Below are 19,258 nucleotides of genomic sequence, written 5' to 3' on the forward strand. Positions count from 1 at the left end.
ACACTCCCCTACGTGGCGCTCGCACGCCCTTCGTCACATCCGGCCGACCTCAGGTCAGGGCCACACTAGTTCACCCGGCGCGGCGCTCTCAGCGTCGCTCCTCCAACTGCTTGCACGTCACACACAGCGTGGCCGACGGGAACGCGGCCAGCCGCTCCACCGGGATCGGGTTGCCGCACCGCTCACACCATCCGTAGCTGCCCTCGTCGAGGCGTTCCAACGCGCGCTCGACCTGGGTGATCCGCTCCAGGATGTTGTTGGCCAGCGTGATCTCCTGCTCGCGCTCGAACGTCTTGGTACCGGTGTCGGCCTGGTCGTCGCCGGCCGAGTCGGTCAGGCGCTCGCGCTGCAGCTCCGCGATCTCGACGAGCGTGTGGTCGTACTCCTCCTGCAGCTCGTCGCGGCGGGCCGTCAACGCGACCCGGATCTTCTCCGTCTCCGCGGCGCTGCGGTCGCCCTTCTTCGCCGCGGGCGCCGCCTTGGCGGCGGTGCGGCTGGCGGTCTTGGACTCGGCAGGTTTGACCATGGTCGCTCCCTCGGCCGCGGTCGTGGCGGCGCTCGGCGTTGCCTGGGCGGGGGGATGTTCCTCCGACCCGGCGGCGTGCCGCCGGGTGGTCTGCGGGGCCGCGGTGGCGTCGTGCGCCGCCGTGGTGACCTTCTTCTTCGCGGCCGCCCCCGTCGCCGGGGCGGCCTTGCTCGCCGTGGCCTTCTTCGCGTCGGCGGTCGGCTTGGCTGTCGTGCGCTTCGTGGTGTCCGAGGTCGCCGTCACCGTCTCCCCCTTTGCCGTGGCCGCCCCCGCAGCCACTGTCTTCACGGAGCGCTTCGGCGCCGCGGTGGTCTTCGCCGCGGCCTTCTTCGCCGCCGCGCTTGTCTTGCTCCCGCCTGCCCGCTGTTCGGCCATGGCGTCCCCCAGATGCAAAACGGGCGCGCGGCTCACGCCGCGCACTCCAATAGGCTGGCAAGAATACGGAACGTATGGACGGTCCACAAACATGCCACGCGAACCCGGCCGGATTCGAGAAAACGTGCCAGCTCGCACCGGGGCGGCCGCCCTGGGGCGACTTGTCCGGTGTGGCCTCGGGACGATGGCCCCGGGCGCCGCCGGATCGGCGAAAGCTGGCAAAACGGACTTTAGCATCTAGTCACGGCTCTCTCGGCCGTCCTCACCGAACCAGCTGGCCAGGCGGCCGCGCCTGCTGACGGCGCGCAGCCGCCGCTCCGCCTCGTCCCGAACCGCCTCGGTCGTCACGATGAGCAGGCTGTCACCCGTACGCAAGCGGGTGTCCCGGTCGGGCACGAAACCCACTCCCGACCGCAGCACCAGGGTCACCGAGGCGCCGACCGGCAGCCGCAGCTCGTCCAGGTGCACCCCGGCCAGGCCGGAGCCCTGCGGCACCTCCAGCTGCAGCAGATCGGCGTGCATGCGTTCCAACGGAGCGGTCTCCACGCGCAGTTCGGTCGCCTCCCCCGGCGCGATCACCCCCAGCAGCCGCGCCACCTGGGGCAAGGTTCCCGTCTGCACCATCGTGAAAACCACGACCAGCACGAACACGATGTTGAACAGCGCCTCGGCCCCGGGCAGGCCCTGGGCCGCCGGGATGGTCGCCAGGACGATCGGCACCGCCCCACGCAACCCCGCCCAGGACAGGAACGCCTGGTCGCGCCAGCTCAGGCCGAACGGGGTGGCGCAGGCGAGCACCGACAGGGGCCGGGCCACCAGCAGCAGCGCCGCCCCGATCAGAACACCGGGCAGCAGCACGGCCCACAGTCCGGAAGGCGACACCTGAAGCCCCAACAGGACGAACAGCCCGATCTGTGACAACCAGGCCAACCCGTCGGCGAACCCGAGGATCGCCTGCCGGTGCGGCAGCCGCGCGTTGCCGAGCACGACCCCGGCGGCGTAGACGGCCAGGAAGCCCGAGGCGTGGGCCACCGCGCCGCCCGCGTAGGCGAGCACGGTGAGGCCGACCGCGGCCAGCGGGTAAAGGCCCGCGGCAGGCAGGGCCGCGCGGCGCAGCAGCGCCCGACCGGCCAGGCCCACCAGCACGCCGATGACGGCGCCGGCCGCCAACTCGTACGTGATGAGCAGCAGTTCATGCCACCACGGCCCGAGCCTGCCCGGCGTCGACAGCAGCACGACCAGCAGCACCACCGGCGCGTCGTTGATGCCCGACTCCGCTTCCAGGGTCGCCACCAGGCGGGGGCGCAGCCGCAGCCGCCGCAGCGTGGAGAAGACGGCCGCCGCGTCGGTCGAGGCCAGCACCGCACCGACCAGCGCCGCGGTGCGCCAGTCCCAGCCCAGCATCAGGTGCACCGCCACCGCCACGCCCACCACGCTGACCGCCACCCCGAGCGTGGCCAGCAGCGACGCCAGCGGCAGCACCGGGCGCAGCATGCTCCAGCGGGCGGTCAGGCCACCCTCGGCGATGATCAGCACGAGCGCGCAGGTGCCGAGCATCCGGGTCAGCTCGGGGTTGCCGAAGCGCAGGCCGAACACCGAGCCCAGCAGCACCCCGATGGCCAGGTAGACCAGCAGACTCGGCACGCCCAGGCGGGTCGACCAGCGCACCGCCGCCACCGCCACCAGCAGCACGGCCGCCCCGATGAACAGCGCGAGATCCAGGAACTCGGTCATCGGACCGGACCGGCGCCGGCATCGCCCGGCGGCCTCACGGCGCGCCGCCGTACAGGGCGGCGAGGCGGTCGGCCAGGTCGGCCGGTGGCGCCGCGACGGTGAACAGCTTGTCCCGGCTGGTGTGGCCGGTGCGCAGCTCGACGGCGGCGGCCGACACCTCCAGCGCCGCGGCCAGCGCACGGCGCGCGGCCTCGGTGGCCCTGCCGTCGACCGCGGGCGCCGCCACCGCCACGATCAGCGCGGTCCCGTGCGGACCGTCGTAGCGCCCGCCCACCCGGGTGCGGCCCGCGCCGGGCTTCACCCGCACCGCGACGACGGCGGACTCGGTCGGGGACGGGTCACGTGCCATAGCCCATTGTGGCGGGGCACCCGGGTGCCACCGGCCTCACCCGCGGATCGTGTCGGATCGTGGACACGAAAGATCCGGTGTCCCCCGCCGGACCGCACCCGAGGCGGTCGGCGGGGGACACCGGATCAGGTGTCGGTCAGACCCGGCGCGCGTCCGCGAGCAGAGCGCTGTCCGGCTCGCACAGCCCGCACGGGCTGAACCCGAGGTCGACCGCCTCGGCGACCGGCAGCGGCTCACACGGACGGCCGAGCAGGTGCACGCACCCGGCCACGTGGTAGCGGGGCCGGCCGTCGATGACCAGCACCTCGGTGGACATCCGGGCGACCCGGGCCGCGTCGGCGGCGGACACCCGCTGCGCGACCGGCTCGTCCGGCGGATCCTCGTCGTCGTAGTCGTCCGCCCGGCCGCCGGCGCCCTGCTGCGGCAGGACCACCTCCGGCTGCTGCGGCGGATACCCTGACATCATCATCGTGTCGGTGTCGGAACGTCCCAGGTCGGACCGCCCGTTCTCGGACCGCCCGGTCTGTCGCACCGGCTCGTCGGCCCAGGGCTCACGCTCCGGGGCACGTGGCGGCACCGTCGTACGGCCGGCCCTGCGGCCCACCGGTTGTTCATCCTCGTCACCGTCGAACTGCTCGTCCTCGTCATCGAGGCCCCCTGCCGCGGCGCGTGCCGCGGCGGCCTGGCGGGCCCCCACGACGAGTGCGACCGCGGCCAACAGGCTGGTGCCGATGGAACCGACGAGCAGACCGCTCGACCCGTTCAACAGCCCCAGTACGAGCAGCACGACAGCACCGAGAATGAGCAGCAGACTTGCGACTATCACAGCTCACCCCCGCCGCGTCGGCTAGATCAGGTGTCGAGGGCTCGCCGAGCAGCGATGAACGTGACCGCACGCCGCGGCCCGCCGAACCCATCTCGCTCCGGGCGGGAGGGTCCCGCGCCGGCCGACCTCGAGCCCCAGCACCGGCCCGGACGGCCGGCCCGGCGGGCGCCGGGTCGTCTTCTCTCTGCTATCTGCGTGCGACGGCAGCGACGAGGGGTGAGGCTGCCGCGGTGCTTCGACGTGCGTGAGGGGCGATGCTGCGGTGCGGTTGGATCTCAGATGGTGCCGGGGGACGGGCACACAGCGGCCGTCCCGTCCCGGCGGCCCGCTGTTCGCGCGGGCCGACCGGGAGGTTCGGAAGACGACCGTCAGCGGCCGTTGAAGGAGCCGGAACCGGCGGCGGCCAGGCCGCCCGCGGCGCGGTCATCGCCCCGCCCGATCTCGGCCTCGAGGCTCTGCCCGCGGCCCTCAAGGTCGCGCAGCTGGCTCTCCAGGTACGCCTTGAGGCGGGTGCGGTACTCACGCTCGAACTGCTTGAGCGTGTCGATGTGCTGCTGCAGCGCGGTGCGCTTGGCGTCCAGGCCGCTGATGGCCTCCTGGTGGCGCTGGCGGGCGTCGCGCTCGAGCGCGTCGGCCTTGGCCCGCGCGTCGCGGGTGACCTCCTCCGCCTTGGCGCGCGCCTCGGACAGCACCTTGTCCGCCTCGCGGCGGGCGTCGGAGACGTGGTCGTCGGCGGTGCGCTGGGCCATCATGAGCACCCGCAGCGCCTGCTGCTCGCCCTCCGGGCCCGACATGGCCGCCGCGGCGGCCATGCTGCTCGCGCCGCCACGCAGCTGGTCCAGCTCGCCCTGCATCGCGCGGGCGGCCTGCTCGGCCGCCGACTTGTCCCGCTGCATGCGGTCCAGCTGGGCCTTCATCTCGTTGAGCTCAGCGGCCAGGCGCGGGTCGGGGCCGCCGGGGCCCGCCGGGCGGCCACCGCCGCCTCGCTCGACCTGCATGCGCAGCTCGCTGTTCTCCTCGATCAGACGGGCGAGTTCGCGCTCAACCTCATCAAGGAAGGCGTCGACCTCCTCCTCGTCATACCCCCGCTTGCCGATCGGGGGCTTCTTGAAGGCGACGTTGTGCACGTCGGCCGGGGTGAGCGGCATCGAAACTCCTCGGGTCAGTCGCGGCCGCGCGGGAAAGCCGGGCCTCGGGTGGGGGTCACCCTCAGATCAACTTTCCGACGATATACATCAGAACGGAAATGATAACCAGTAGAACCAGCGAACTCAGGTCGATGCTCACGGTACCAATGCGCAACGGTGGGATCACACGCCTCAACGCTTTGAGGGGCGGATCAGTGACGCTCCACACGACTTCCAGCGTGGCGGCAGACCCCCGTGCGGGGTGCCAGCGCCGACCGTAAGCCAGCACCGCACCCAGCACGAACCTGGCGATCAGCACCAGGTAGAACAGGTATAGCGCCAGGTAGACGACTTGCAGCACAGGTGAGAACACGTCTTTGGGAGTCCCTCGGTAGGACTAGCTCTGGTTGAGGTACCCGCCCTCGGCGATCTTGGCCTTGTCCTCGGCGGTGACCTGGACGTTGGCCGGTGAGAGCAGAAACACCCGGTTGGTGACGCGCTCGATCGTACCCCGCAACCCGAATGCGAGTCCCGCCGCGAAGTCCACCAGCCGCTTGGCGTCGGCCTCGTCCATCTCCGTCAGGTTCATGATCACGGGCGTACCGTCGCGGAACCGCTCCCCGATCTGCCGCGCCTCGTTGTACGTCGTGGGGTGCAGGGTGGTGATCTGCGGCCGGTTGTCCTCGGCCACCGGGGCCACCCGCTGCTGCGGCTGCGCCACCGGCGCCAGCGCGAGGTTGTCGCGCGTCGAGGCGGTGGACGTGGTGGCCGTGAGCGGTCGCGTGTTCGCGGTGATCGGACGGACCGTGGCCCGCTCGGCCCGCGCCGCTTCCAGGCGCGCCTCGACGTTCAGCCGGGTCGCCTCGGCGCGCGCCGACTCACGCGCGGCCTCCAGGCGGGCCGAACCGCTGCGGTCGGCCGCCACCCGGGTACGCGGCACCGCAGGCGCCTCGTCCAGGTCCTCGTCGTCGTCCTCGCCGAGGTCGTCGTAGCGGCCCGCGCCACGGCCGTACCGGTCGTCGCCGCGCTCACCTCGGCGGCCCCCGCGGTCACGGTAGTTGGAGGTGTAGCCCTTGTCGTAGGCAGGCTCGTCGTACTCGTGCTCGTCATCGTCCTCGACCAGCCCGAGCCAGACCCCCGCCTTCCGCAGTGCGCCCATTGCCGCGCCCCTCCGTCCGCCGTGCGGCACAAACCCCCGTGCCTGTGCCGCTCTCGCGCAGACACCCGCTTCCCGAAGGAGGTCCGCCCCGCCGGCGCGTTCGCGCGCGCCGCCGAGATGCTCCCACCTCCGGCCATCGACGCCGCCGCACGGCGTCCCCGCCTCGAAGCCGGTACCTGCTGCACCTCTTATTTCACTCGCGTGGGTTAACCACACTCATGTAATTCGGTGCCCGCCGCCAGGCTACCGCAGGGGTGGTCGCATTCCGAGCAATGCGCTGCCGATACGCACATGTGTCGCGCCCGCGGCCACCGCCTCGTCCAGATCGTCGCTCATCCCCGCGGACATCACCGTCGCTTCAGGATGCACCGCGCGGACCAGTGTGGCGCACTTGGCCACCTCCGCGAAAGCGAGATCCGGGGCCCATTCGAGTGGGGCGACAGCCATCACGCCGCGCAGCCGCAGCGCCGGTTCGGCGGCAACCGCCTCGGCCACCCGCAGCATCGCCCGGTCGGGGTCGTCACCGGACGCCAGCGCGCCGCCGCGGTGCGGGTCACCGTCCACACTGAGCTGGATCAGCACGTCCAGCGGGTGCTCGCGCAGGCGCGCGGCCGCCTCGCCCAGCGCCGTGGCCAGACGCACGGAGTCGACCGACTGCACCATGGCCGCGTACGCCGCCACCGAGCGGCACTTGTTGCGCTGCAGTTGGCCGATGAAGTGCCAGTGCGGGGCAGCCCCGGCCGCGGCCACCTCGGCCGCCTTGGGCGCCGCCTCCTGGTCGCGGTTCTCCCCCACCTCGGTGACGCCGAGTTCGACCAGGTGCAGCACGTCGCCGGCCGGGTACGTCTTGGTCACCGCGACCAGCGTCACCTCGGCCGGGTCACGTCCGGCGCGGGCGGCGGCGGCGGCGATGCGCTCCCGCATGGCCGCGAGATTGTGCGCGATCTGCTCGCGGCGCTCCAGGTCAGTCATGGGTACGGCCGTTCGGGTCGGGGTCGGGGTGGGGGCATGGTACGGGGTTTAGCATCGACAGTGGCCTATCTAGAGGACGGATTCCGGGAAACTGTCCTCTAGATAGGCCACTGTCGATGCTAAGCGGGCGGGGCCGGGCGGGGCCGGGCCGGGCGGGCGCAGCGGCCGCGGCGGGTTCGGGCCCGCCGCGGCCGTCGGTCACGACCCGTTCTTGAGGAAGTCGGGCACGTCCACGTCGTCGAACAGCACCTTTCGCTGCGACTGCGCCGGGGGCGTACTGGTGGGCGTCGGGTGGCGCAGCGTGGGCGTCTCCACCGGCGGCGCCACCTTGCGCGGGATCTCCACCGGCTTGTACGACGGCGACCCGCCGTCGAACCCGGCCGCGATCACGGTCACCCGCACCTCGTCGCCGAGCGCGTCGTCGATCACCGCGCCGAAGATGATGTTCGCGTCCGGGTGGGCCGCGTCGGTGACCAGCTGCGCCGCGTCGTTGATCTCGAACAGGCCCAGGTCGGAGCCGCCCGCGATGGACAGCAGCACGCCGCGCGCGCCGTCCATGCTCTGCTCCAGCAGCGGGCTGGAGATGGCGCGCTCGGCCGCCTCGACCGCGCGGTTGTCACCGCGGGCGCTGCCGATGCCCATCAGCGCGCTGCCCGCGCCGGACATGACGCTCTTGACGTCGGCGAAGTCCAGGTTGATCAGACCTGGGGTCGTGATCAGGTCGGTGATGCCCTGCACACCGGAGAGCAGCACCTGGTCGGCCTGGCGGAACGCGTCCATCATGGTGATGCCGCGGTCGCCGAGGGCGAGCAGCCGGTCGTTGGGAATCACGATGAGCGTGTCGCACTGGTTGCGCAGCTCCTCGATGCCCGACTCGGCCTGCACCTGGCGGCGCTTGCCCTCGAACGAGAACGGTCGGGTGACCACGCCGATGGTGAGCGCGCCCAGCTTGCGGGCGATGTTGGCGACCACGGGCGCGCCACCGGTGCCGGTGCCGCCGCCCTCGCCGCAGGTGACGAAGACCATGTCGGCGCCCTTGAGCACCTCCTCGATCTCGTCGCGGTGGTCCTCGGCGGCGTTCTTGCCGACATCGGGGTTGGCGCCGGCGCCGAGGCCCCGGGTCAGTTCGCGGCCGACATCGAGCTTGACGTCGGCGTCGCTCATCAGCAGCGCCTGCGCGTCGGTGTTGATGGCGATGAACTCCACGCCCTTGAGACCGACCTCGATCATGCGGTTCACCGCGTTCACGCCGCCGCCGCCGATGCCGACGACCTTGATGACCGCGAGGTAATTGTGCGGAGGTGTCATCGGGCCCTTCCTTCGAGGCTCTTGTGCCACAAGGGCGAGAGCAGCGCCCTCACCCGGCCTAGCGTGTCGCGGCGGAGGAGGAGGGCCTCCGTGCCGCGCTCCGGCAGCGGTTCGGGCGGAAAACCCTAAACCTCTACTAGAGCCTTATGGTTATGTCAATCATTGTCTCGTACGAAAACGTAAGCGTCGGCACGCCGTGATCCAAGGACCGCGACGGCGTGTCACGTCTTCCACTGTGGAGCAGCCGCGCCACTCAGCCCAGCGTGACCACGTCCGGCACGCCGCTGACGTCGATCAGCTTGTCCGGCTTGGTCAGCAGCGCCGTGGCCACCTTCGCCTTGTCGTCGCTCTCCTCCGCGTCTCCCCAGGCCACGATCCGGTCGCCGCGCAGTTCCAGCCGGATGCGCGCCGGACCGTCGACGACCAGGGTGTCCAGGTCCTCGCGCAGCTCCTTGGTCAGCGCCCGGATGACGGTGAGCGCGGACTGGGTGGAGACGTCCTGCGGACCCGGCGTGGCCAGCCGCACCCGCACGAGGCCGGACGGCAGGCTGGAGACCGTACGGTAGATCACACCATGATCGTCGAAAAGATCATACTTCTTTCCTACCGGGACACCGGCGACGGCGGTGCGCTCCACGACGGTGATGACCAGAGTGGACGGCCAACCGCGCGACACCTCGACCTTGAGCGCGGGCGGCAGCGCGGCGACCCGGGCGGCCACCGCGTCGGTGTCCACCCGGGCCAGCGGCGTGTCCAGCGGCACCGCGGCCGCCTCGCGCACCTGGTCGGCGTCGAGGATCAGCGCCCCCTCGACCTGGATTTCGCGTACGCCGAGGACCGGGGAGGCCAGGATCAGCCAGCCGACCGCCCCGGCCACCAGGGCCAGGGCGGTCACGGCGACCAGCCGGGCCAGCAGCACCCGGCGGCGACGGGCCGGGCGCATCCGGCCCCGCTTGCGCTGCAGCACCTGGCGCCAGGCGAACTGGCGGCGCATGAACTGACGCAGCGCCGGCGGGATGGCGTCGGTGCCCGCCCGCACCAGCCGCCAGCGGCGCCGCGAGTCCCCCGGCGAGTCCGGCATCAGGCAGGCTCACCCGGCTGGGCGTGGCGGGCGACGTACCCGTTGCCGGGCCCGTCGTGGCTGCCCTGACCGCCGAGCGCGGCCAGCAGCTCGTCACCCATCAGCGAGATCGGCGGGGCGCCCATGGTGACCACCACGTCGCCCTCCCGGGCCCGGCGCACCACCTCGCCCGGCACGTCCTCCCAGGACGGCACGAACACCTTGTGGTCGGCGGGCAGCGGGATCGCCGCGGTCAGCGCCACCCCGCCCTCACCCGGCTCGCGGTTCTCGCCCGGCCCGAAGACCTCCATCACCACGGCCTCGTCGGCCAGCGCCAGCGCGGTGGCCATCTCGGTCTGCAGGTCACGGGTGCGGTAGAGGCGGTAGGGCTGGAAGACCACCACCAGTCGCCCGTCTCCGGCCACCTCGCGCAGCGTGCTCAGCGCGGCGGTCATCGAGGTCGGGTGGTAGGCGTACTCGTCGTAGATCCGTACGCCCGCGGTGATGCCCTTGAGCTCGAAGCGGCGACGCACCCCCGGGTGCGCGGCCAGCGCGGCCGCGACCACCTGCGGGTCCAGCCCGAGCCGCAGCGCGGTGAGCACCGCGGCGGCGCTGTTGAGCCCCAGGTGGCGGCCGGGCACCGGCATGGAGAACTCGCCGAGGGACTCCCCGTCCAAACTGGCCAGGTAGCGCACCCCGGCCGCGGTGGTGGTGATGTCGGTCAGCCGCAGGTCCGCGTCGGGCGACTCGCCGTACGTGTACACGACCCGGCCCTGCTCGCGCAGCCGCTGCGCGACCCGGCGGCTGCCCGCGTCGTCGGCGCAGGTGACCACGAAGCCCTCGGGCTCGACCAGGCCGCCGAACTCGACGAACGCGTCCTCCAGGTTGGCCAGCGTGCCGTACGTGTTGAGGTGGTCCTCCTCCACGTTCGTGATGATCGACACGTGCGGCCGGTACAGCAGGAACGAGCGGTCGCTCTCGTCGGCCTCGGCGATGAAGTACTCACCGGTGCCGTGGTGCGCGTTCGACCCGACCTCGGACAGTTCCCCGCCGATCACGAAGGAGGGCGACAGCCCCGCGTGCTGGAAGATCAGCGTCAGCATCGACGTGGTCGTGGTCTTGCCGTGCGTGCCCGCCACCGCGATGGTGCGCCGCCCCGTCATCGACGCGGCCAGCGCCTCCGACCGGTGCAGCACCCGCAGGCCCCGGCGGCGCGCCTCGGCCAGCTCCAGGTGGTCGGCCGGGATCGCGGTCGAGTAGATGACCGTGTCCACCCCGTCGAGGTTGGACACGTCGTGGCTCATGTAGATGGTGCCGCCCAGGGCGCGCAGCCCGGCCAGGGCGGGCCACTCGCGCAGCTCCGAACCCGACACCGGCACCCCGCGGGTCAGCAGCAGCCGGGCCAGGCCGCTCATGCCCACCCCGCCGACGCCGATCATGTGCACCCGACCGAGGTCCTCCGCGGTGAGCACCCCCGCCGGGATCATCTCCGCCGTCTCCACCTGCAGCCTCCTCAGTTGCGCCTGTCCGGGGCCGCCAGGGCGGCCATCAGGAACGAACGCAGCTGCTCGTCCCCATCACGTCGACCGTACGCGGCCGCGGCGGTGCCCATCGCGTGCAGGCGGGCCGGGTCCGTCACGAGCGGCACCACGTTCTGCTCGATCCAGCCCGGCGTCAGGTCGCCGTCGTCGACGATGAGACCACCACCTGCCTCAACGACCGGGAGCGCGTTGCGCCGCTGTTCGCCGTTGCCGAAGGGCAGCGGCACGTAGATCGCGGGCAGCCCGATCGCGGCGGTCTCGGCGCAGGTCATCGCACCGCCCCGGCACAGCGCCAGGTCGGCCGCGGCGTAGCCGAGTTCCATCTCGTTGATGAACTTCACCCGCACGTACGGCGCGTTCAGGTCCGTGGGCACGTCGAAGTCCTCGTTGCGGGCCCCGATGACGTGCAGCACCTGCACCCCGGCGTTGGTGATCGCCTTGGCCGCCCCGGCCACGGCCAGGTTGATCGAGCGCGCGCCCTGCGAGGCGCCGAAGACGAACAGGGTCGGCCGGTGCGGGTCGAGCCCGAAGTGGGCGCGGGCCCGCTCGCGCAGCGCGGCCCGGTCCAGCCCGGCGATGGAGCGCCGCAGCGGCACGCCGACCACGGTGCCCGAGCGCAGCGACTCGTCCTGGTACGGCTGGTGCGGGAAGCCCAGCGCGAGGTTCTCGGTGAAGCGCATGCCCAGCTTGTTGGCCACGCCCGCGGGCACGTTCACCTCGTGGATCACGATCGGGGTGTTGCGCCGCCACGCGGCCAGGTAGGCCGGGACCGAGACGTACCCGCCGAAGCCCACCACCGCGTCGGCCTGCACCTCGTCCATGACCGCGCGCGCCGCCTTGGTGGACCGCCACATCCGGTCCGGGGTGCGCAGCAGGTTCATGTTGAGCGAGCGCGGCAGCTGGTACGCCGGGATGTGCCGCAGGTCGTAACCCGCGGCCGGGATCAGCTCGGTCTCCAGCCCGCGCGGAGTGCCCAGGCAGGTGATGCGGATGTCGGGGTCGTGCCGCCGCAGGCAGTCCGCGAAGGCCAGCAGGGGGTAGATGTGCCCCCCGGTCCCACCACCGGCCAGCACCACCGAACGCAGTCGGCCACCACCGCTCACCATCACCGTCTCCTCTCGGTCGGTCCACCTCGCCGGGCCGGCGGCTCTTTCGCCTTCGGCTCCGTGCGCTCCGGCTTGCCCGCCGGTTCCGCCGCCGCGTCCGCGGGGCGGGCCGGCGTCGGAAGCGCGGGCAACGGCGCCCACACTAGCTGCACCCACTTCGGTGCCGGACGGGCGTGCAGGGCGCGGGCCGCGTCGGGCTCGGCGCGGGCGAACGACGCGAGCATGCCGACGGCGGCCAGGGTGACCACGAGCGCGGTGCCGCCGTCGGAGATGAACGGCAGCGGCAGACCGGTGATGGGCAGCAGTTTCACCACCCCACCGATGTTGATCACAGCCTGGGAGACCAGCCACAGGGTCACCGCGCAGGCCGCCATCCGCCGGAACGGGTCCTGCACCCGCCGCGCGATCCGCAGCCCGGTGTAGGTCAGCACCGCGAACAGCGACAGCACCACCAGGCAGCCCACCACGCCCAGTTCCTCGGCGATGACCGCGAAGATGAAGTCGTTGTGCGCGCTGGGCAGCCAGTTCCACTTGAGGCTGCTCTTGCCCAGGCCCACCCCGAACCAGCCGCCGTCGGCGATCGCCAGCAGGCCCTGCTTGGCCTGGTAGCAGGTCTCGTCCCGGGCGAAGCAGCTGATGATGTCGGCGTCGGACTGGAAGAACGCGCCGAACCGGCCGGACCGGTAGCCGCCGCCGACCGGGGCCATGATCAGCAGGGCGATACCGGCCAGACCGGCGCCGATCAGCATGCCGAAGAAGCGCATCGGCACACCCGCGGCCCACAGCAGGCCGGTGAACAGGATCAGCAGGCACAGCATCGTGCCCAGGTCGGTGTAGCCGACGAGCACGAACAGCAGGCCCACCACGGGGAACAGCGGGGTCAGCAGCTCGCGCGGGTTGACGATGGACTTGCCCTTGCGGGTCAGCACGTCGGCGCCCCACAGCACCAGCGCGAACTTGGCCAGCTCGGAGGGCTGCAGTTGCAGCGGGCCGAGGTAGAGCCACAGCGTCTCGGAGTGGACGAAGCCGATGCGGGGGGCGGGCAGGGCCTTGGCGGCGTACAGCACGGCGATGCCGTCCATGATCACCAGCAGCACCAGCGACACGGTCAGTGAGATCTTGGCGATGGCCCGGAAGGTGCGCCGCGGCAGCCGCTGGCAGACCCAGAACGCGGCCAGACCCACCACCGCCGCGCCGATCTGCTGTGCGATCACGGCGTACGCGTTGCCGCTGGTGTTGTACGCCTGGACGCTGGTCGCGGAGAAGACCATGGCCAGGCCGATCACCAGCAGCAGGCCCGCGCTGGCCAGCAGCAGGTAGTACGACGCGAGCGGGCGGGCCAGCAGGCCGCGCAGCGCCAGCAGCCAGGCGAAGGGGTCCAACCGGGGGGTACGGGCGCCCGGGGCGCCCGGCGCGGTCTCGGCGGGCGGGGGCGCGGTGGCCGTACGGGCGTCACCGGTCATCGTCGGCTGCTCCGATCTCGGCGAGTGGTCGCGGAGCCCCGCCCTAGCATTGACGCTGGCCTATCTAGTGGACCGTTTTCGGTTATTCGTCTTCTAGATAGGCCAACGTCAAAGAAAAAGCGGTGCCCGCGCGGGGCGGACGGGACGGCGCTGGTTCGGGTCAGGTGGCGGGTAGGGCGTGCACGGCCTTGGCGAAGGCGTCGCCGCGGGCGGCGTAGCTGGTGAACATGTCCAGAGACGCCGCGGCGGGCGCCAGCAGCACCGTGTCGCCGGGCGAGGCGAGGCGGGCGGCGGCGGCCACGACGGCTTCCATCGCCCCATCATCGGTGCGCGCCACGTCCACCACCGGCAGGTGCGGCGCGTGTCGCGCGAGCGCGGCGGCGACCTGGGCCCGGTCGACGCCCAGCAGCACGGCTCCGGCCAGCCGGGGCGCCACCAGCGCGGTCAGCTCGTCGATGTCGACGCCCTTGAGCTGGCCCCCGGCCACCCACACGATCCGCTCGTAGGACACCAGCGACGCCTGCGCCGCGTGCGGGTTGGTGGCCTTGCTGTCGTCGACCCAGCGCACCCCGCCGACGGTGGCGACGGTGGCGTTGCGGTGCGGCTCGGGCACGTACCCGGCCAGGCCCCGCTGGATCGCCTCGTGCGACACCCCCGCCGACAGCGCCAGGGCTGCGGCGGCCAGGGCGTTGGCGACGTTGTGGGCGCCGACGGGTCGGATGTCGGCCAGGGTGGCCAGTTCGTGCGCGTCGCCGTCGCCGGTGCGGTCGACGAGCACGTCCTCGACCACGCCGACGCAGCCGCGCGGCGGCACGTCGAGGGTGAACCCGACCAGGCGGCCGGGCGACCCCGCCGCGTGCAGGCCTTCCAGCAGCCTCCTGACGCGCGGATCGTCGAGGTTGCCGACCGCCGTGCCCCCGGCCGCCGCCGAACGCCACACGGCCGTCTTGGCGCCCGCGTAGCGGTCGAAGTCGCCGTGCCAGTCGAGGTGGTCGTCGGCGAGGTTGAGCAGGGCGCCACCGTGTGGGGCGAGCGTGGACGACCAGTGCAGCTGGAAGCTGGACAGCTCGACGGCGAGCACGTCGTAACCGTCGGGGCCGCCGTGCTGGCAGTCGACCAGCGGGCGGCCGATGTTGCCCACGGCGGCGGTGCGCAGGCCCGCCGCCGCCAGCATCGCCGCCAGCATGGTGACGGTGGTGGTCTTGCCGTTGGTGCCGGTGACGGCGAGCCAGCGGGGTGCGTCCGGGCCGCGCAGGCGCCAGGCCAGCTCGGGCTCGCTGTACACCTCGATGCCCGCGGCCGCGGCCGCGACCGCCAGGGGGTGATGCGGCGGGAAGCCGGGCGAGACGACCAGGTCGTCGACGCCCGACAGCAGCCCGGCCGGGTCGGGCTCGCCGATCACCACGGCGATGCCCGCGTCGGCGAGCCGCTCGGTGTCGGCGGAGGCCGCCCGGTCGACCACGGTCACCTTGGCACCGAGGCCGGCCAGGGCGGTGGCGCAGGCGGCTCCCGCCATCCGCGCCCCGGCCACCAGGACCGAGCGGCCCTCGTACATCGAAGTCACCCCATCACACGCAGGAAGTCGCTGTAGAAGATGCCCAGGCCGACCGCCACCCCGATACCTCCGATGATCCAGAAGCGGACGACGATGTTGACCTCGCTCCAGCCTGCCAACTCGAAGTGGTGCTGCAGCGGCGACATGCGGAACACGCGTTTACCGGTGGTCCGGAACGAGATCACCTGGATCACCACCGACATCGTGATGATCACGAACAGGCCGCCGACGATGAGCAGCAGCAGCTCCGTACGCGTCGCCATGGCCAGGCCCGCGATGAGGCCGCCCAGGCCCAGCGCGCCGGTGTCGCCCATGAAGATCCGCGCCGGGGAGGTGTTCCACCATAGGAAGCCCACGCACGCCCCGGCCGCCGCCGCCGCGATCATGGAGATCTCCAGCGGGTCGCGCACCAGGTAGCAGTAGTGCGCCGCGTTGCCCAGGTAGCCGCGCATGTAGCCCTCGTCGGCGCACCAGTGCTGGTACTGCCAGGCCGCGATGAAGCTGTACGCGCCCAGCACCATCACCGAGGCGCCGGTGGCCAGGCCGTCCAGGCCGTCGGTGAGGTTCACGCCGTTGGTGGCGCCGAGCACGATGAACACGAACACGATGATCGCGCCGACCTTGCCCAGGTCCAGCCAGCTGATGTCGCGGATGAACGAGATCTTCGTCGAGCCGACCGTCTGCAGGTTCGAGCTGGGGTCCGACAGCGCGATGACGCCGAACACCGCGCCGACGATGAGCTGGCCGAGCAGCTTGCCGCGCTTGTTGAGGCCGCCGCTGTTGCGCCGGCGCACCTTGAGGAAGTCGTCGATGAAGCCGACCGCGCCGCAGAAGACGAACAGGCCCAGCAGCACCAGCGCCGTGGTGGTCGGCTTGACCTGGGCGATCTGCTGCTCCGGGAGGGTGGTCAGGCTAAGGTGGGCCACCACGTACGCGATGACCGTCGCGGCGATGAACACCACGCCGCCCATCGTGGGCGTGCCCTTCTTGCCCAGGTGGGACTGCGGGCCGTCGCTGCGGATGGGCTGACCCGCCTTGAGGCGGCTGAACGCCTTGATGGCGATGGGGGTGCAGAAGAGGGATATCGCGAACGCCACCAGGATCGCGACGATGATGGATCTCATCGGTGGCCGTCTCCATTGCTCGCGCCCAGCGGCGCGTGGGTCTCCCGCAGCGCGTCCACCACGTCCCAGGTCCGGTAGCGCGACCCCTTCACCAGCACCACGTCCGCGGCCCGTAGCCGTTCCCGCAGCGCGCCGATCGCCGCCGCCTGATCGCTGACCAGCACCGACTCACCTTCCCAATGCCGCACCGAGGCCGCGCCGTCGAGGATCGGCGCGGCGGACTCGCCCACCACGATGAGCAGGCCGACGCCGAGCGTAGCGGCCAGTGCGCCGACCTCCGCGTGGCCGTCGCGTTCCGCCTGACCCAGCTCGGCCATGTAGCCGAGCACCGCCACGGTCCGGCGGCTCAGGCCACCGGTGTCCGCACCGGCGCCGCCGCCCAGCGCCGACAGGGCGCGCAGCGCCGCCGCGGTGGAGGCCGGGTTCGCGTTGTACGAGTCGTCGATGACCGTGACACCGTCGGCACGGTCGAAAACATCCATCCTTCGGGTCGAGACTGTGCGCAACCGGGCCAGCGCCGCGGCCAGTTCGGCCCAGGGCATGCCGCAGTGCAGCGCCACGGCCGCGGCCAGCAGCGAGTTGCCCACCTGGTGCGCGCCGGTCAGCCCCAGCTCCACCGGCGCCGAGTGCTCCCCCCGCACCAGCGTGAACGACGCCCGCCCGCGCTCGTCGAGCACCACGTCGACGGCCCGCAGGTCGGCGCCCTCGGCCTGCCCGGCCAGGACCACCGGCGCCGCGGTGACCGCCGCCATGGCGGCCACGCGCGGGTCGTCGGCGTTGAGCACCGCGAGCCCGCCGGCGGGCAGCGCCTGGGGGAGCTCGGACTTCGCGGCGGCGATGCCGTCGACCGAACCGAACTCGCCGATGTGCGCGACGCCGACGTTGACCACCACGCCGATGCGCGGCGGCGCGATCTCGCACAGGTCCTTGATGTGCCCGATCCCCCGCGCGCCCATCTCCAGCACCAGGTACCGGGTGTGCTCGTCGGCCCGCAGCACCGTGTACGGCAGACCCAGCTCGTTGTTGAGACTGCCCGGCGGCGCCACGGTCGGCCCCAGCTCCCCCAGCAGTTGGCCGATCAGGTCCTTGGTGGTGGTCTTGCCGGACGAGCCGGTGATCCCGACGACGGTCACGTCGAGTGAGTCCAGCACCGCGCGCGCCAGCCGGGTCAGTGCCGCCAGCGGGTCGTCGACCAGGATCATCGGCACGCCCGGCAGCGGCCGGGTGCCCAGCACCGCGGCGGCGCCCGCGGCCATGGCCGTCGGGGCGAACTCGTGGCCGTCGACCTTCTCGCCGACGAACGCGGCGAACAGGCCGCCCGGGGTGAGCTTGCGGGAGTCGTACTCCACCGTGCCGAGCACGCGCGCGGCCGGGTCGGCCTCGTGCAGCGTGCCGTCCACGGCGGCGGCCACCTCGGCCAGCGTCATCGGGATCATCGAGCGTCCTCCTCGGCACCGAAGCGGGCGGTGAGAGCGGCGGCGAGCTCCACCTTGTCATCGAAGGGCAGCACCTGCCCGCCGACCTCCTGGCCGGTCTCGTGGCCCTTGCCCAGCAGCGCGATCACGTCGCCGGGCAGCGCGCGGGCGACCGCCTCGTCGATGGCGCGGCGCCGCCCGGCCACCTCGACGACCTCGGCGGCCGGGTCCTGCGCCACCGCCCCGGCGAGCACGTCGCGACGGATCGACGCCGGGTCCTCGGTGCGCGGGTTGTCGTCGGTGACGATGAGCAGGTCGCTGCCGTGCGCGGCGGCCGAGCCCATGTGCGGGCGCTTGCCGGTGTCGCGGTCGCCGCCCGCGCCGAGCACGCAGATGACCCGCCCGCCGCGCGAGTCGGCCAGCGAACGCAGCGCGCGCAGGGCCGCCACGATGGCGTCGGTCTTGTGCGCGTAGTCCACGACCCCGATCACCGGGCCGGGCGCCTCGACGCGGTCCAGGCGGCCCGGCACGCCCCGGCAGGCGGCGATCCCGGCCACGGCCACGGTCGGGTCGACGCCGGCGGCGGTGAGGCAGCACAGCGCCAGCAGCGCGTTGGCCACATTGTGCCGGCCGGGCAACGCGACCGCGGCGGGCAGCCTGCCGGGCGGGCCGACCGCGGTGAACCGCTGGCCGAACGCCTCCTCGACCACGTCCTGCGCGTGCCAGGTGGCCGCGGGGTTCCCGGCGGCGGAGAAGGTGACCGTGTGCGGGCGCAGCAGCACCGACAGCGCCGGGTCGTCGAGGTTGAGCACCTCGTGGTGGCAGCGGCCGTCGAACAGGCGCGCCTTGGCCTGGAAGTAGTCCTCGGTGTCGGTGTGGAAGTCGAGGTGGTCGGAGCCGAAGTTGGTCCAGCCGCCGACGGCGAAGCGCACCCCGCCGACCCGGCCCATGGCCAGCGCGTGGCTGGACACCTCCATCACCACCGCGGTCACGCCGCGTTCGACCGCCAGCGCGAACAGCGCGTGCAGATCCGGTGCCTCGGGGGTGGTGCGCTTGCTGGTGACGGCCAGGTCGCCCAGCCGGGTCTCGACCGTGCCGATCAGGCCGGTGACGTGCCCGGCGGCGCGCAGGCCCGACTCGACCAGGTACGCCGTGGAGGTCTTGCCCGCGGTGCCGGTCAGCCCGATCACGGCCAGCTTCGTGGTGGGCGAGCCGTAGACGAGGTCGGCGACGGGTCCCAGGGCCTGGCGCGGGTCGGCCACCACCAGCACCGGCACCCCCGCGGCGGCCGCGACGGCGACGCCCTCGTGGGCGGCCCCGGCGTCGTCGGTCAGCACGGCGACCGCGCCGGCGGCGAGCGCGGCGACGGCGAACTCGGCCCCGTGGCGCCGGGCGCCGGGCAGCGCGGCGTACAGGTCGCCGGGCAGCACCTGGTCGCTGGCGTGGGTCACCCCGGTGACCACGATCCCGTCAGGCTCCAGCGCGGTGCCGACCAGTGCCGCGATGGCCGACAGGTCCACCGGGACGATGTGGGTGGGGCGCAGCGCGGCCGCCGACGCGGTCCCGCCGGACTGCTCGGCGGCGGTGAAGCTGAGTTTGCCTGGCACGGCGTCAGACC

Annotated in this window: 17 protein-coding genes; all 17 read right to left on the minus strand. The window is 72.6% G+C overall.

What is annotated here, in order from left to right; genetic code table 11:
• Window positions 1-88: 88 nt before the first annotated feature.
• The gene (locus KUA19_RS20140) at window positions 89-526 is read right to left on the minus strand and encodes a TraR/DksA family transcriptional regulator (RefSeq protein WP_217397983.1); all 438 of its coding nucleotides are present in this window, start codon (window positions 524-526) and stop codon (window positions 89-91) included.
• A 612-nt stretch (window positions 527-1,138) separates the two neighbouring features.
• Complete coding sequence (locus tag KUA19_RS20145) at window positions 1,139-2,635, minus strand: potassium/proton antiporter (protein WP_217397716.1); 1,497 nt, start codon at window positions 2,633-2,635, stop codon at window positions 1,139-1,141.
• A gap of 34 nt (window positions 2,636-2,669) precedes the next feature.
• On the minus strand, window positions 2,670-2,984 hold the full coding sequence (locus KUA19_RS20150) for a DUF167 domain-containing protein (protein ID WP_217397718.1): 315 nt from the start codon (window positions 2,982-2,984) through the stop codon (window positions 2,670-2,672).
• Between the two features lie 136 nt (window positions 2,985-3,120).
• Window positions 3,121-3,810: a hypothetical protein gene (locus KUA19_RS20155; protein WP_217397720.1), complete on the minus strand. Its 690-nt coding sequence runs from the start codon at window positions 3,808-3,810 to the stop codon at window positions 3,121-3,123.
• Window positions 3,811-4,178: 368 nt separating this feature from the next.
• On the minus strand, window positions 4,179-4,958 hold the full coding sequence (locus KUA19_RS20160) for a DivIVA domain-containing protein (RefSeq protein ID WP_217397722.1): 780 nt from the start codon (window positions 4,956-4,958) through the stop codon (window positions 4,179-4,181).
• A gap of 61 nt (window positions 4,959-5,019) precedes the next feature.
• Window positions 5,020-5,310 carry a YggT family protein gene (locus KUA19_RS20165; RefSeq protein ID WP_217397724.1) on the minus strand — a complete coding sequence of 97 codons (291 nt, stop codon included), beginning with the start codon at window positions 5,308-5,310 and terminating at the stop codon, window positions 5,020-5,022.
• A gap of 24 nt (window positions 5,311-5,334) precedes the next feature.
• On the minus strand, window positions 5,335-6,096 hold the full coding sequence (locus KUA19_RS20170) for a cell division protein SepF (protein WP_217397726.1): 762 nt from the start codon (window positions 6,094-6,096) through the stop codon (window positions 5,335-5,337).
• Window positions 6,097-6,339: 243 nt separating this feature from the next.
• Window positions 6,340-7,068 (minus strand): YggS family pyridoxal phosphate-dependent enzyme, encoded by a 729-nt coding sequence (locus KUA19_RS20175; protein WP_217397728.1) that lies wholly within the window; start codon window positions 7,066-7,068, stop codon window positions 6,340-6,342.
• Between the two features lie 198 nt (window positions 7,069-7,266).
• A complete protein-coding gene (gene ftsZ / locus KUA19_RS20180) occupies window positions 7,267-8,376 on the minus strand; it encodes a cell division protein FtsZ (protein WP_217397730.1) in 1,110 nt (369 codons plus the stop codon).
• 253 nt (window positions 8,377-8,629) lie between these two features.
• Window positions 8,630-9,457, minus strand: coding sequence for a cell division protein FtsQ/DivIB (locus KUA19_RS20185; RefSeq protein WP_217397732.1), 828 nt, complete (start codon window positions 9,455-9,457; stop codon window positions 8,630-8,632).
• Complete coding sequence (gene murC / locus KUA19_RS20190) at window positions 9,457-10,923, minus strand: UDP-N-acetylmuramate--L-alanine ligase (RefSeq protein ID WP_217397985.1); 1,467 nt, start codon at window positions 10,921-10,923, stop codon at window positions 9,457-9,459. Before murC ends, KUA19_RS20185 begins: the two co-directional genes overlap by 1 nt.
• 26 nt (window positions 10,924-10,949) lie before the next feature.
• Entirely contained in the window at window positions 10,950-12,083 is a 1,134-nt protein-coding gene (gene murG, locus KUA19_RS20195; protein ID WP_217397734.1) for an undecaprenyldiphospho-muramoylpentapeptide beta-N-acetylglucosaminyltransferase, read from the minus strand.
• The gene (locus KUA19_RS20200) at window positions 12,083-13,546 is read right to left on the minus strand and encodes an FtsW/RodA/SpoVE family cell cycle protein (protein WP_217397736.1); all 1,464 of its coding nucleotides are present in this window, start codon (window positions 13,544-13,546) and stop codon (window positions 12,083-12,085) included. The genes murG and KUA19_RS20200 overlap by 1 nt, the downstream gene beginning before the upstream one ends.
• A 160-nt stretch (window positions 13,547-13,706) precedes the next feature.
• Window positions 13,707-15,101: a UDP-N-acetylmuramoyl-L-alanine--D-glutamate ligase gene (gene murD, locus KUA19_RS20205; RefSeq protein WP_217397738.1), complete on the minus strand. Its 1,395-nt coding sequence runs from the start codon at window positions 15,099-15,101 to the stop codon at window positions 13,707-13,709.
• A 5-nt stretch (window positions 15,102-15,106) separates the two neighbouring features.
• A complete protein-coding gene (mraY, locus tag KUA19_RS20210) occupies window positions 15,107-16,225 on the minus strand; it encodes a phospho-N-acetylmuramoyl-pentapeptide-transferase (protein WP_217397740.1) in 1,119 nt (372 codons plus the stop codon).
• Window positions 16,222-17,661, minus strand: a complete 1,440-nt coding sequence (locus KUA19_RS20215) for a UDP-N-acetylmuramoyl-tripeptide--D-alanyl-D-alanine ligase (protein WP_217397742.1) — start codon at window positions 17,659-17,661, stop codon at window positions 16,222-16,224. The genes mraY and KUA19_RS20215 overlap by 4 nt, the downstream gene beginning before the upstream one ends.
• Window positions 17,658-19,160: a UDP-N-acetylmuramoyl-L-alanyl-D-glutamate--2,6-diaminopimelate ligase gene (locus KUA19_RS20220; protein ID WP_308167548.1), complete on the minus strand. Its 1,503-nt coding sequence runs from the start codon at window positions 19,158-19,160 to the stop codon at window positions 17,658-17,660. Before KUA19_RS20220 ends, KUA19_RS20215 begins: the two co-directional genes overlap by 4 nt.
• Window positions 19,161-19,258: the final 98 nt, after the last annotated feature.

The organism is Catellatospora tritici (genome assembly GCF_019083965.1).
Taxonomy (GTDB): Bacteria; Actinomycetota; Actinomycetes; order Mycobacteriales; family Micromonosporaceae; genus Catellatospora; species Catellatospora tritici.

Excerpts from the sequence above, each read along its gene's own strand:
- KUA19_RS20140 (WP_217397983.1), bottom strand. The coding sequence starts at position 526 with ATGGTCAAACCTGCCGAGTCCAAGACCGCCAGCCGCACCGCCGCCAAG.
- ftsZ (WP_217397730.1), bottom strand. The coding sequence starts at position 8,376 with ATGACACCTCCGCACAATTACCTCGCGGTCATCAAGGTCGTCGGCATC.
- KUA19_RS20200 (WP_217397736.1), bottom strand. The coding sequence starts at position 13,546 with ATGACCGGTGACGCCCGTACGGCCACCGCGCCCCCGCCCGCCGAGACC.
- KUA19_RS20160 (WP_217397722.1), bottom strand. The coding sequence starts at position 4,958 with ATGCCGCTCACCCCGGCCGACGTGCACAACGTCGCCTTCAAGAAGCCC.
- mraY (WP_217397740.1), bottom strand. The coding sequence starts at position 16,225 with ATGAGATCCATCATCGTCGCGATCCTGGTGGCGTTCGCGATATCCCTC.
- KUA19_RS20215 (WP_217397742.1), bottom strand. The coding sequence starts at position 17,661 with ATGATCCCGATGACGCTGGCCGAGGTGGCCGCCGCCGTGGACGGCACG.
- murD (WP_217397738.1), bottom strand. The coding sequence starts at position 15,101 with ATGTACGAGGGCCGCTCGGTCCTGGTGGCCGGGGCGCGGATGGCGGGA.
- KUA19_RS20170 (WP_217397726.1), bottom strand. The coding sequence starts at position 6,096 with ATGGGCGCACTGCGGAAGGCGGGGGTCTGGCTCGGGCTGGTCGAGGAC.
- KUA19_RS20150 (WP_217397718.1), bottom strand. The coding sequence starts at position 2,984 with ATGGCACGTGACCCGTCCCCGACCGAGTCCGCCGTCGTCGCGGTGCGG.
- KUA19_RS20185 (WP_217397732.1), bottom strand. The coding sequence starts at position 9,457 with ATGCCGGACTCGCCGGGGGACTCGCGGCGCCGCTGGCGGCTGGTGCGG.
- murG (WP_217397734.1), bottom strand. The coding sequence starts at position 12,083 with ATGGTGAGCGGTGGTGGCCGACTGCGTTCGGTGGTGCTGGCCGGTGGT.
- KUA19_RS20175 (WP_217397728.1), bottom strand. The coding sequence starts at position 7,068 with ATGACTGACCTGGAGCGCCGCGAGCAGATCGCGCACAATCTCGCGGCC.
- murC (WP_217397985.1), bottom strand. The coding sequence starts at position 10,923 with ATGATCCCGGCGGGGGTGCTCACCGCGGAGGACCTCGGTCGGGTGCAC.
- KUA19_RS20145 (WP_217397716.1), bottom strand. The coding sequence starts at position 2,635 with ATGACCGAGTTCCTGGATCTCGCGCTGTTCATCGGGGCGGCCGTGCTG.